Below are 12,019 nucleotides of genomic sequence, written 5' to 3'. Positions count from 1 at the left end.
GCGCGATCGTCTCGGAACCAACTCCAGTGACCGCCAAGCCGCCGCTCGACATCCTGCTCTGCGCCCCGCGCGGCTTCTGCGCCGGCGTGGTCAGGGCGATCGACGCCGTCGAGAAGGCGCTGGCCCTGCACGGCGCGCCGGTCTTCGTGCGCCACGAGATCGTCCACAACAAATACGTGGTCGAGTCGCTGAAGCGGAAGGGCGCGGTCTTCGTCGCCGAGCTCTCCGAGGTGCCGGATGCGAGCCGGCCGGTGATCTTCTCGGCCCATGGCGTGCCGAAATCGGTGCCGGCGCAGGCGCAGGCCCGCAACCTCTTCCATATCGACGCGACCTGCCCGCTGGTCACCAAGGTGCATCGCGAGGCCGAGGTCCATCATAAGCGCGGCCGCCACATCCTGCTGGTCGGCCATGCCGGGCACCCCGAGGTGATCGGCACGATGGGACAGTTGCCGGATGGCGCGATCACGCTGATCGAGACCCTCGACGACGTCGCCATGCTGACACCTCCGGAAGGTCGGGACCTCGCCTATGTCACGCAGACCACGCTCTCGGTCGACGACACCCGCGAGATCGTGCAGGCGCTGCAGGCGCGCTTTCCGGCGCTGATCGCCCCGCACAAGGAAGACATCTGCTACGCCACCACCAACCGCCAGGAGGCGGTCAAGCGCGTCGCGCCGCTGGTCGACGGGCTGATCGTGGTCGGCTCGCCCAACTCCTCGAACTCGCAGCGGCTGCGCGAGGTTGCCGAGCGCGCCGGCTGCCCGGTCTCCCGCCTCGTGCTGCGCACCGACGAGATCGACTGGTCGCTGTTCGGCGCTATCCGCCGGCTCGGCATCACCGCCGGCGCCAGCGCGCCCGAAGTGCTGGTCGAGGAGATCATCGACGCCTTCGCCGAGCGCTACGAGGTGACGGTCGAGACCGTCTCGACCGCCGATGAGAGCGTCTTCTTCCCGCTGCCGCGCGAGCTGCGGGAGCCGACCCCGACCGCAGCAGAGTAGTTCCCGCGTGGCCGTCTATACCGAAGTGCCCGATGACGAGATGGCTGCTTTTGTGGCGAGCTATGGCATCGGCGAACTGCTCTCCGTGAAGGGCATCGCCGAGGGCGTCTCGAACTCCAATTTCCTGCTCCACACCAGCAAGGCCTTCTACATCCTGACGCTCTACGAGGAGCGGGTCGACATCGCCGACCTGCCCTTCTTCATCGGCCTGATGGAGCATCTGGCGGCGCGCGGGCTGATCTGCCCGCAGCCGGTCAAGGCGCTGAATGGCTCGGCCGTCGGCCGCCTAGCCGGTCGTCCCGCCGCAATCGTGACTTTCCTGGACGGGCTCTCGGTGCGGCGTCCCAACGTGACGCATTGCGCCGAGCTCGGCCGCGGCCTGGCGTTGCTGCACCAGGCGGGTGCCGATTTTCCGATGGAGCGGGCCAATTCCCTGTCCGTGCCCGATTGGCGGCCGCTGGCGGAGCGGGCAGGAGCCGCCGCCGACACCGTCTCGCCCGGCCTCGCCAACCGGATCATGGCCGAGATCGAGACCCATGAACGGTCCTGGCCGCAGGATCTGCCGCGCGGCGTGATCCACGCCGATCTCTTCCCCAACAATGTCTTCTTCATCAAGGACAGGCTCTCGGGGCTGATCGATTTCTATTTCGCCTGCACCGACGCCTTCGCCTATGACCTCGCCATCTGCTTGAATTCCTGGTGCTTCGAGGCCGACGCCTCGTTCAACCTGACCAAGGGCCAGGCGATGCTGGCGGGCTATGAAAGCGTGCGCCGGCTCGAGGAGGCCGAAGTCGCGGCGCTGCCCGCGCTCTGCCGTGGCTCGGCCCTGCGCTTCCTGCTGACCCGGCTGGTCGACTGGCTCAACGTGCCGCCGGGCGCCTTCGTCAAGCCGCTCGATCCGCTCGAATACGACCGCAAGCTCGCCTTCCATCAGCGGGTGAGCGACAGCAGAGAATACGGATTGAGGCGATGAGCGAGCCGGTCGAGATCTGGACGGACGGCGCCTGCTCGGGCAATCCGGGCCCTGGCGGCTGGGGCGCAATCCTCAGCTACAAGGGCAAGGAGCGCGAGCTTTCCGGCGGCGAGGCGCTGACCACCAACAACCGAATGGAGCTGATGGGCGCGATCTCCGCGCTGGAGACGCTGACCCGGCCCTGCACCGTCGCGCTCCACACCGACAGCCAGTATCTGCGCCAGGGCATCACCAGCTGGATCCATGGCTGGAAGAAGAACGGCTGGAAGACCGCCGATCGCAAGCCGGTGAAGAACGAGGAGCTCTGGAAGCGCCTCGACGCGGCGCTCAAGCAGCACAAGATCGAGTGGAAATGGGTCAAGGGCCATGCCGGCGACGAGATGAACGAGCGCGCCGACGCGCTGGCGCGCGCCGGCATGGCGCCATTCAAGCCAGGCCCTTGAACCTAAGGGCGACATTGAAGCTGAGGACCTGCCGGCGCCGTGCCGAGGCAGTTTGCACGTTGAACCGCGATCTACGGAATGTGTTAAATGACATTGGCCGGCGCTGGCCCGGATGCTAGCGGCGGATGATGAGCACAAGATCAGAGCGAATGCTGAAAAGCCCCAGGGGAATTTTCGACGCCAGCCCGGACATGTTCGCCATCCTGACGGATGCGATGCCTCAGATGGTCTGGTCCACCCGGTCTGACGGCTTTCACGACTATTACAATGCGCGCTGGTATGAGTTCACCGGCGTTCCGCCCGGCTCGACGGATGGCGAGGGTTGGAACGGGATGTTCCATCCCGATGATCAGGAGGAGGCTTGGAGCCGGTGGCGGCACAGTCTGTCGACCGGCGAGGCTTACGAGATCGAGTACCGGCTTCGTCATCACAGCGGCGCCTATCGCTGGACCTTGGGCCGTGCCCTGCCGGTGCGGGACGCTTCCGGCGCTATCACCCGGTGGATCGGCACTTGCACCGACATCGATGACGCCAAGCGCGCCGCCGAGCAGAATGAGCTCCTGAGTCGCGAACTCAGCCATCGCATCAAGAACATCTTCGCGGTGATCGCGGGGCTGATCGGGCTTTCATTGCGCCAGGCTCCCGAGGCGCGCAGCTTTGCGACGAGCCTGCGAGACCGGATCGCCTCGCTGGGCCGCGCGCATGAGTTCGTGCGGCCTCACAGCGATGAATCTCGGCCGACATCCGGCCGAACGACGATCCATGGCATGCTCACGGAGCTGTTCAAGCCCTATCCCGCCCTGGACGAGGGCCGGATCGTGCTCTCCGGCGATGACATCGCCATCGACGACCGGGGCGCGACGCCGCTCGCGCTGCTATTTCACGAGCTCGCGACCAACGCCGTCAAATACGGCGCTTTGTCTACTGATGACGGCCGGATCGACCTCAATCTTGTCATAGCCGGTGAAAATGCCGTCATGACCTGGACAGAGCACGGCGCGCCAAAGCCACTGACACCGCCGGCCCATCCCGGGTTCGGGACCCGGTTATGTGACATCAGCGTCGAAAAGCAGCTTGGCGGCCAGTTGCTGAGGAGTTGGGAACCCGATGGGCTCAGGGTCGTCGCAACTGTCAGGCTCGACAACCTAGTTCGCAGCGACACTGCCTGAGAATGGCTTGAAGCCAGGGGGAGGGGCGATTTGCTCGCCCTTGCGGTGGCCGATCGCGAATTCGATGATCGACGCGATCGTCCGCTCGTCACATGGCTTTTCTGCAACACCCAGCGCGCCTGGCACGCCCGTGGCGACGATCCGCGGGTTGGCCGTGATGAAGACGACGCCGATACCGCGTCGCGCGAGTTCTTCGCCGACAGACGGCCCTGTCAGACCATCGCGCAGATGCAGATCGACCAATGCGAGATCTGGCGTCTCTCTTGCGAGTTCGAGTGCTTGAACCGAATCAGCAGCGATGCCGATCGGCAGGAAACCAAGATCTTCGATCACCGCCTCCATTTCCATGGCGACCATCATCTCGTCTTCAACGATCAAAATACGGGAACTCATGGCATCACACTTGCTGGAACTCATCACCTTTGGACTGATTGCCTGAGAGAAACCGCGCTGCGACCGGGTTGTTCCCCGCCGCAATGCCTGCAAGCCTCCCGCCGCACATCGCCTCCTAGACGGATCAGGTGCGGTGCCGGCCTTGCTCGACCCGCATCTTGCACCGATCTGGCCTGCCGGTCAGCCCAGCGGCTGCCGGTAGACGATGAAGCCGGATTTCTGCGCGACCTTGTCGTAGAGGTCCTGCGCCTGCAGGTTGCTCTCATGCGTCTGCCAGTAGACGCGAAAGCAGCCCTGCTTCTCCGCCATCTGCCTGACGGCCTCGATCAGCTTGCGGCCGACGCCATGGCCGCGCGCCTCCTCGCTGGTGAAGAGGTCCTGCAGGTAGCAAATCTCTTTCTGGCTCCAGGTCGTGCGGTGCAGCACATAGTTGACGATGCCGATCGCCTTGCCGTCGCGCTCGGCGATGAAGCCGCCCATCGGCTCCTGGCCGCCCGTCAGCCGCGCGAAGGTGGTGTCGGTCGTCTCCGGCGTCAGCGAGGCCTTGTAGAAGGTGAGATAACCCTGCCAGAGCGGCTCCCAGGCGGCGCGGTCATTTGCCGTGAGCGGGCGGATGCGGATCTCTGGCATGGCGTAGCGTCTCCTCGATTTTGTCGGGAAGCTAGCGGTGGTCGTCGGCACTGTCTCATGACAAGCGCAGATCGGATCGATCGGATTTCGTGCTGAACACAAAAAGGCCCGCGCCGGGGGCGCGGGCTCGAAACTGTCCGAGATTGCATCTCAGAGCTGGTTGAGCATCGCCTCGGCGCCGGAGACATCGGCCTTGCCCGGTGCGTCCTCGACGTTGAGGGCGGTGACGACGCCGTCCTCGACGACCATCGAATAGCGCTGCGAGCGGGTGCCGAGGCCAAAGCCCGAGCCGTCCATCGACAGGCCGATCTCCTTGGCGAAATCGGCATTGCCGTCGGAGAGGAAGGTGATGACGCCGGCACCGCCGGTCGCTTTCGACCAGGCGTCCATCACGAAGACGTCGTTGACGCCGGTGACGAAGATCTCGTCGACGCCCTTGGCCTTGATCTCGGCGGCCTTGTTCACATAGCCCGGCAGATGGTTCTTGTGGCAGGTCGGCGTGAAGGCGCCCGGCACGGCGAAGAGCACGATCTTGCGGCCCTTGAACAGCTCGTCCGAGGTCTTGGCCGCCGGCCCGTCGGCCGTCATCACGCGAAACGTCGCCTGCGGAAGCTTGTCACCGACCTTGATCGCCATGTCCGTATCTCCTGCATGCGGCAGCGCGCCGCCCGCGCGCAGGGTTACGGCTTCGCGCTGCCGATGTCGAGTTCGAGCCGCGTCTCCACCGCTTGTGGTTTTCCGCGCACGGTGATGATCAGCGGCGTGGGGCCGGTCGCGCCTTTCGGGCGCTCGACGATTCTGAGCTTCGCCGCCACGGTCCCGTCGGGCTGCGGCATCAGCATCGGCCGGCCGAATGACCACATACCGGCGCCCTCGACGAAGACGTCGTCGATCGAGCCGCCCTCGGGCGCCCTCAGCGAGAGCTTCACGGCGGCGTCGCTATGGATGACCTCGAGGATCGACAGGCGGTCGCTGACCGCCCCCAGCTTGACCGCATGCGGAACCCGCGCCTCGAACTCTTCCAGCAGCGGCGAACTCACCGAGGTGACGCCTGGCTCTAGCCAGAGCCGTGCCTCGCCCTTGGCCGGCACGCAGATCTTGTCGCAGACTGCATAGTCGAGCTTCAGCACCACGGTGACCGGCCGTGTCGGATCGACCGGCTGGACCGAGACCGGCACCACCACCTCGCCGACATAGCCGATGCCGGAGCCGGCGCCGTCCTCGAAGCGCTCGGGCGCCGGCCAGCGCACGTCGAGCCCGCCGACATTCTCCGAGCCGCTCCAGTCGAAGACCGGGGGCACGCCGGCGTCGCCCGGGCTGCGCCAATAAGTCTTGAAGCCTGGCGACATCGTGATCTCGACGCCGACGCGCTGCTTGCCCGACGGCGCGGTCGCCCCCGCGATCAGGCGCATCGACGAATAGGCGGCCTTCGACCATGGCGAGACCGCGGCGTCCTGGGCGGATGCCGGTGCGCCGAGCGTCAGCGCGGCGAGGAGGGAGAGGGCCATGATCGTTTTCACGTGGTCTGATTTAGGCGATCCAGCCGTGATTTGCGAGCAGGATACCGGAGCTGTGATCCGGCATCGGCACGCAATCAAGCATCGCCAGCTTTGCGCCGGCATTGCGGCGAAGATGGCCGGCCTCGCGGAGGCTCGCCAGTCTACGCCCGAATATCCTTGCTCGCGAGCGAGCCAAAATTGTTCCCACGCCAGCCGAACATGGCTTAGCATGGCAGCCATGAATCTCGGATCGAACCAGCGCATCAGCGGCCGCAGCTATCTCGACGGGCAATGCCTGATCGCCATGCCGGGCATGAGCGATCCGCGCTTTGCCCGCAGCGTGGTCTATCTCTGCGCCCATTCCGAGGACGGCGCGATGGGCATCATCGTCAACAAGCCCGCCGCCGAAACGCGCTTTACGGAGTTGCTCGTCCAGCTCGACGTGATCCCGTCCGACCAGGCGATCCGCCTGCCGAGCCAGGCCGAGAGGATGAAGGTGCTCCGCGGCGGGCCGGTTGAGACCAAGCGCGGCTTCGTCCTGCATAGCGCCGATTTCTTCCTGGAATCGGCGACGCTGCCGATCGACGACGGCATCTGCCTGACCGCGACGCTCGACATATTGCGCGCCATCGCCGTCGGGACCGGGCCGGAGAATGCGGTGCTGGCGCTTGGCTATGCCGGCTGGGGGGCAGGCCAGCTCGAATCCGAGATCCAGTCCAATGGCTGGCTGCATTGCGCCGCCGACCAGGCGCTGCTCTTCGACGACGCGCTCGACACCAAATACGCCCGTGCGCTCAGCAAGCTCGGCATCGACCCGGCTTTCCTGTCTAAGGATGCCGGCCACGCGTAACATGCGTCACGCTCGGGCCTGACCCGAGCATCTCAGGCCGGAAGAGGCTCAAACCAGCGCTGTCTCGTCACGAGATTCTCGGGTCTGCGCTTCGCTTCGCCCGAGCATGACGTCGCAGCTCACGCCGCCTCGAAGGACGAGCTCGTGGCGCCCACCAGCCGCCGCGCTTCCGCCGCCGTCATCGGCTGGCCGAAGGTGTAGCCCTGCGCGTACTGGCAGCCGAGCTGGTAGAGCTCGATCGCGTCCGATTCGGTCTCGGCGCCCTCGGCGACCACGTCCATCTGCAGGTCGGCGGCGAGCTGGACGATCGAGCGCAGGATCACCGGCGGCTTGCCGTTGCCCATCTGGCGCACGAAGCTCTGGTCGATCTTGATGGTGTCGAAGGGGAAGCGCTGCAGATAAGACAGCGAGGAATACCCCGTTCCGAAATCGTCGAGCGACAGGCCGGCGCCGAGATCGCGGATGCGGCTGAGCATCTGCGCCGCATATTCCGGGTTCTCCATCACCAGGCTCTCGGTGATCTCGAGTTTGAGCGTGCCGGGCAGCACGCGCCGGCGCGCCAGCACCGCCTTGACGTCCTTCAGCAGATCGTGGCGCAGCAATTGCCGGCTGGAGACGTTGACGCTGGCGAAGATCGGCGGCTCGACCTCGAGCGCCGCCTGCCAGGCGGCGAGCTCGCGCGCGGTCCGGTCCATCACATAGACGCCGAGATCGACGATCAGCCCGCTCTCCTCCGCGATCGCCAGGAAGTCCTGCGGCAAGAGGCGGCCCTCGCGCGGATGGTCCCAGCGCATCAGCGCCTCGAAGCCGGCGATGGTCCGGTCCTCCAGCCTCACGATCGGCTGGTACATCACCTGGATCTCGCCGCGCTCGATCGCCCGGCGCAGGTCGCTTTCAAGCGCGAGGCGGTCGTTGCGATCGCTGCGCATCGCCGGGACGAAGACCTCGACCAGGTTGCCGCCCTGGTTCTTGGCATGCGCCATGGCGAGCTCGGCGTTCTTCAGCGCATCGTCCTTGCGTGCCGTCGGGGTGCCGTCGAAGAGGGTGAGGCCGATCGAGGGCGTCAATACGATCTCGCGCTCGGCGAAGGTGATCGGCGTCGAGACGGCGCGGCGGATCAGCTCGGCCAAGGCCAGGATGCGCTCGGGATCGCTCTCCGAGACGATGATCATCGCGAAGATGTCGCCGCCGATGCGGGCCAGCGTGTCCTGCGTTCTGAGCAGCCGCCCAAGTCGGCGCGCCAGCGTCAGGAGGATCGAATCGCCGGCTGAGAAGCCGACCGATTCATTGACCTGCTTGAAGCGGTCGATGTCGATCACGATCACGGTCGGGCGGATGGCGTCGTCGGCGCGGCTGAAGCCGAACACGGCGGTGAGCCGGTCCTGGAACAGCTCGCGGTTGGGCAGGCCGGTCAGGTTGTCGTGCACGGCGTCGTGCAGCATGCGCTCCTGGGCGGTGCGCTGCTCGGTCACGTCGGCGAGCGTGCCGATGACGCGGATGACCTCGCCGTCCGAGCCGATCACCGGCCGCGCCTTCAGGCTGAACCAGTGATAGGCGCCGCTGGCGGCGCGCAGGCGGAAATCGAGCTGCAGCTTGCCGCGGCGCTGCTCGATCACCGCGTCGAGCGAGACGCGGTAGCGGTCTCGGTCGGCGACATGCATGTGCTCGAGCCAGCGGGCGGCCGAGCCTTCGAGGGCGCCCTTTGACAAGCCGAGCAACGTCTCGGCCTGCGGCGAGACGAAGATCTTGTCGGCCGAGACGTCCCAGTCGAAGACGAGGTCGCCCGAGCCGGACAAGGCGAGCGCCCGCCGCTCGGTATCCGAGACCAGTCCCTGCGCCAGCGCGCCGCCGGCGAAGGCGTGCTGCACCACGGTGAAGCCGATCAGCAGCACGATCAGGACGAGGCCGCCGATCAGGGAGGGCGGCACGAGGTCGCGCGTGACCTGCCCGACCACGGTGAAGCCCGCCGCGGTCACCCAGACCAGCAGCAGGAACCAGGTCGGGATCAGCATCACCGCCCGCTCATAGCCATGGGTGGCGAGATGCAGGATCAGCACGAAGCCAACGGTCGCGACGGCGGCGATCGAGATGCGGGCGATGCCGGCCGCCATCGGCGCGTCGAACACGGCGAGCCCGACCAGGCCGGCGAGGCCGAGGATCCAGATGAAGGTGATATGGCTGTAGCGCACATGCCAGCGCGACAGGTTGAGATAGGCGAAGAGGAAGACGAGCAGGGTCGCCGCCAGCACCACCTCGGCGCCGGCTCGGTAGATGCGCTCGATCGCCGGGGTCAGCGGGAAGATGCGCTGGAAGAAGCCGAAGTCGAGACCGGCATAGGCCAGGACCGCCCATGCCAGGGCGGCTGCGGCCGGGAAGATCACCGCGCCCTTGACCACGAAGATGATGGTCAGGAACAGCGCCAGCAGGCCGGCGATGCCGATGATGATGCCCTTGTAGAGCGTCAGCCCGTTGGTCTTCTGGCGATAGGCCTCCGGCTCGAACAGATAGAGCTGCGGCAGGTTCGGCGATTTCAGCTCGGCCACGAAGGTGACGGTGGTGCCGGGGTCGAGCGTGATCTGGAAGATGTCGGCGTCGGGCGCTTCCTCGCGCTCGGGCCGCAGGCCCTGACTCGCGGTGATCGCCTCGATGCGGCGGTCGCCGAGATCGGGCCAGATCACGCCCGAGCCGATCAGGCGATGGAAGGGCGCGACCAGCAGCCGGTCAATCTGCTCGTCGGAATCATTGGTCAGCGCGAAGACGATCCAGTCCGGCCGCGCACCCGATTCGCGCGCCCTGACGGCGATGCGCCGGACGATGCCGTCGGGGCCCGGCGCGGTCGAGATCTGGATGACGTCGCCATCGGATTTGTTGCGCTCGACCACGTCGGTCAGGTCAAGCACCGGTACGTCGAGCGGCACGCGCTGGGCCTCGACCGCCAGCGCCGGCCGCAGCAGCGAGAGCAGCGCCAGCATCAGGAGGCCGAAGACGGCGATGCCGGACCGGAGGAAGCGAAGCGTCGATGACAAGATGGACTCTGCGGGGAACTCTTCAGGCGTGATGGCCAGTGGTATCGGCGCGAGGTGGCGAGGGCAAGGCAAGCTGTTCACAGCTTGCGATCGGTATCGGTGGGGCGGCGCAGCTCCGAGGCGAGAATGCCGTAGAGGAGATGGTCGGCCCAGACGCCATTGATGCGCAGATAGCCGCGCGCCTCGCCCTCATGCTTGAAGCCGACGCGCTCCAGCAGCCGGCGCGACGGCTCGTTATGCGGCAGGCAGGCGGCCTCGACGCGGTGCAAGGCGAGTTCGGAGAAGGCGAAGTCGAGCGCGCCGCGCACCGCCTCGGTCATGTGGCCCTTGCCGGCATGGCGCTGGCCCATCCAGTAGCCGAGCGTGCAGGCTTGGGCGACGCCGCGCCGGACCAGGCCGAGGGTCAGCCCTCCCAGCAGGGCTTCCGAGCGGGAATCGAGGATGAACAGGGAATAGGCTTCGTCGGTCGCGATCTCGCGCGCGGCGCGCTTGACCCGCAGGCGGAACGAGGCGCGGGTCAGGTCGTCCTCGGTCCAGACCGGTTCCCAGGGCGTGAGGAAGTCGCGGCTCTCCATCCGCAGATTCGCCCAGGCCGAATAGTCGTCGGCGAGCGGGGCACGCAGGATCAGGTTCTGCGTCCTGATCAGGGGCCGCGCCGGCGGGTCGGTGGCGAAGCGGAAGAGGGCCATCGCCGTCAGGCGGCTCGCGCCAGCATGGCGCGCAAGGCGGTTACCGGGGCGAGGTCGTCGAGCGGGCCGACCGCGGCGACGGTGATCACGCCGTCGAGCAGGGCCTCTCCGGCCGCACGCACATCGGCGAGGCTGACCGCGTCGAGCCGTCGCGCCAGTTCCTCGCGCGGGATCGCCCGGCCGAAGACGAGCACCTGCCGCGCCATCTGCTCAAGCTTGCCGCCGGGGCTCTCCAGAGAGGCCAGGAGGCCAACCTTCATCTGCGCCCGGGCGCGGGCGACCTCGGCCTCGCTGACGTCGCGGGCCGCCTGGCTCAGGCAGTCGAGCGCGACCTCGACCAGTTCGCCGACATCGTCCGGCGCAGTGCCGGCGCTGATGCCGAAGACGCCGCAATCGGAGAAGGGCCAGTGGAAGGCGTCGACCGCATAGGCGAGGCCGCGGCGCTCGCGCACCTCCTGGAACAGCCGCGAGGACAGGCCGCCGCCGAGCACGGCCGAGAAGATCTGCAGCGGGTAGTGCATGCCGTTGGTGAACGGCTTGCCAGGGAAGCCAAGGACGATGTGGACCTGCTCCTCGTCGCCGTCGATGCGCGCTTCGCCGCCATGATAGGCTGCTGGCGTACGCGCTTCGGGAGCGATCGCGGGCTGCAAGGGCAGCGCGGCGAGGGCCTGTTCCGCCAGGGCGACGAGTTCGTCATGGTCGACGGCGCCGGCGGCGGCCAGCACCATGTTGCCGGCATGGTAGTGCCGGTCGAGATAGGCGCGGATCGCCTCGGGCGTGAAGCTCTTCACCGTCTCCGCCGTGCCGAGGATCGGTCGGCCGAGCGGCTGCTCCGGGAAGGCGGCCTGCAGGAAGCGGTCATAGACCAGATCGTCCGGCGTATCCTGGACGGCGCCGATCTCCTGCAGGATCACGCCCTTCTCGCGTGCCAGTTCTTCTTCGCTGAGGGCGGGCTGGGTCAGGATGTCGGCGAGAATGTCGACCGCCAGCGGCAGGTCCTGGCCGAGCACGCGGGCGGTATAGCAGGTGTATTCGACCGAGGTCGCGGCGTTGAGATCGCCGCCGACGCTCTCGATCTCCTCGGCGATCTCAAGCGCGGTGCGCCGGGCCGTGCCCTTGAACGCCATGTGCTCGAGCAGATGGGCGAGGCCGTGCTCATGCGGCAGTTCGTCCCGTGCCCCGGCGCCGATCCAGATGCCGAGCGACACGGTCGAGGCATGGGCCATGCGCTCGGAGACGATGCGCAGACCGGACGGAAGCGTCGTCAGGCTGACGGCGGGGTCATGCCCGGCTGCCGCGTCCTGCTTCACCATCTCGGACTTCTCGCTCTTGGCCTTGAGGGTCTTCGC

General features: G+C 67.0%; 12 protein-coding genes. 5 read left to right on the top strand and 7 right to left on the bottom strand.

Features of this window, described 5'->3' with window-relative positions:
• The first annotated feature begins 26 nt into the window (after nt 1–26).
• The 4 genes from ispH to ACFPOB_RS05960 all read left to right on the top strand — a co-directional run bounded on the left by ispH (nt 27) and on the right by ACFPOB_RS05960 (nt 3,583).
• Nucleotides 27–998, top strand: coding sequence for a 4-hydroxy-3-methylbut-2-enyl diphosphate reductase (gene ispH / locus ACFPOB_RS05975; protein WP_175506676.1), 972 nt, complete (start codon nt 27–29; stop codon nt 996–998).
• A gap of 7 nt (nt 999–1,005) precedes the next feature.
• On the top strand, nt 1,006–1,971 hold the full coding sequence (locus tag ACFPOB_RS05970; RefSeq protein ID WP_377796690.1) for a homoserine kinase: 966 nt from the start codon (nt 1,006–1,008) through the stop codon (nt 1,969–1,971).
• On the top strand, nt 1,968–2,414 hold the full coding sequence (gene rnhA, locus ACFPOB_RS05965; protein WP_377796689.1) for a ribonuclease HI: 447 nt from the start codon (nt 1,968–1,970) through the stop codon (nt 2,412–2,414). Before ACFPOB_RS05970 ends, rnhA begins: the two co-directional genes overlap by 4 nt.
• 149 nt (nt 2,415–2,563) lie before the next feature.
• Nucleotides 2,564–3,583: a sensor histidine kinase gene (locus ACFPOB_RS05960; RefSeq protein WP_377796687.1), complete on the top strand. Its 1,020-nt coding sequence runs from the start codon at nt 2,564–2,566 to the stop codon at nt 3,581–3,583.
• Here the strand turns inward: ACFPOB_RS05960 and ACFPOB_RS05955 are convergent.
• The 4 genes from ACFPOB_RS05955 to ACFPOB_RS05940 form a co-directional block, all read right to left on the bottom strand.
• The gene (locus ACFPOB_RS05955; protein ID WP_377796686.1) at nt 3,560–4,000 is read right to left on the bottom strand and encodes a response regulator; all 441 of its coding nucleotides are present in this window, start codon (nt 3,998–4,000) and stop codon (nt 3,560–3,562) included. The two genes, ACFPOB_RS05960 and ACFPOB_RS05955, sit on opposite strands and share 24 nt — an antisense overlap.
• A gap of 156 nt (nt 4,001–4,156) precedes the next feature.
• Nucleotides 4,157–4,606, bottom strand: coding sequence for a GNAT family N-acetyltransferase (locus tag ACFPOB_RS05950; RefSeq protein ID WP_377796685.1), 450 nt, complete (start codon nt 4,604–4,606; stop codon nt 4,157–4,159).
• Between the two features lie 150 nt (nt 4,607–4,756).
• Complete coding sequence (locus tag ACFPOB_RS05945) at nt 4,757–5,242, bottom strand: peroxiredoxin (protein WP_377796683.1); 486 nt, start codon at nt 5,240–5,242, stop codon at nt 4,757–4,759.
• 44 nt (nt 5,243–5,286) lie between these two features.
• Nucleotides 5,287–6,114: a protein-disulfide reductase DsbD domain-containing protein gene (locus tag ACFPOB_RS05940; protein WP_377796681.1), complete on the bottom strand. Its 828-nt coding sequence runs from the start codon at nt 6,112–6,114 to the stop codon at nt 5,287–5,289.
• A 220-nt stretch (nt 6,115–6,334) separates the two neighbouring features.
• On the opposite strand from ACFPOB_RS05940, the gene ACFPOB_RS05935 reads away from it, so the two are divergent.
• The gene (locus ACFPOB_RS05935) at nt 6,335–6,955 is read left to right on the top strand and encodes a YqgE/AlgH family protein (protein WP_377796679.1); all 621 of its coding nucleotides are present in this window, start codon (nt 6,335–6,337) and stop codon (nt 6,953–6,955) included.
• 119 nt (nt 6,956–7,074) lie between these two features.
• On the opposite strand, the gene ACFPOB_RS05930 is transcribed toward ACFPOB_RS05935, so the two are convergent.
• From ACFPOB_RS05930 to ACFPOB_RS05920, 3 genes are all read right to left on the bottom strand, one after another.
• Entirely contained in the window at nt 7,075–9,927 is a 2,853-nt protein-coding gene (locus ACFPOB_RS05930; RefSeq protein WP_377796811.1) for an EAL domain-containing protein, read from the bottom strand.
• 131 nt (nt 9,928–10,058) lie between these two features.
• Nucleotides 10,059–10,670, bottom strand: a complete 612-nt coding sequence (locus tag ACFPOB_RS05925; RefSeq protein ID WP_377796678.1) for a GNAT family N-acetyltransferase — start codon at nt 10,668–10,670, stop codon at nt 10,059–10,061.
• Nucleotides 10,671–10,675: 5 nt separating this feature from the next.
• Entirely contained in the window at nt 10,676–11,983 is a 1,308-nt protein-coding gene (locus ACFPOB_RS05920; RefSeq protein WP_377796810.1) for a M16 family metallopeptidase, read from the bottom strand.
• Nucleotides 11,984–12,019: the final 36 nt, after the last annotated feature.

It is taken from the genome of Allobosea eneae, from assembly GCF_042657265.1.
Taxonomy (GTDB): Bacteria; Pseudomonadota; Alphaproteobacteria; order Rhizobiales; family Beijerinckiaceae; genus Allobosea; species Allobosea eneae.
Note: the sequence above shows the minus strand (reverse complement) of the source record. Positions and strands in the feature narration are given on the sequence as shown.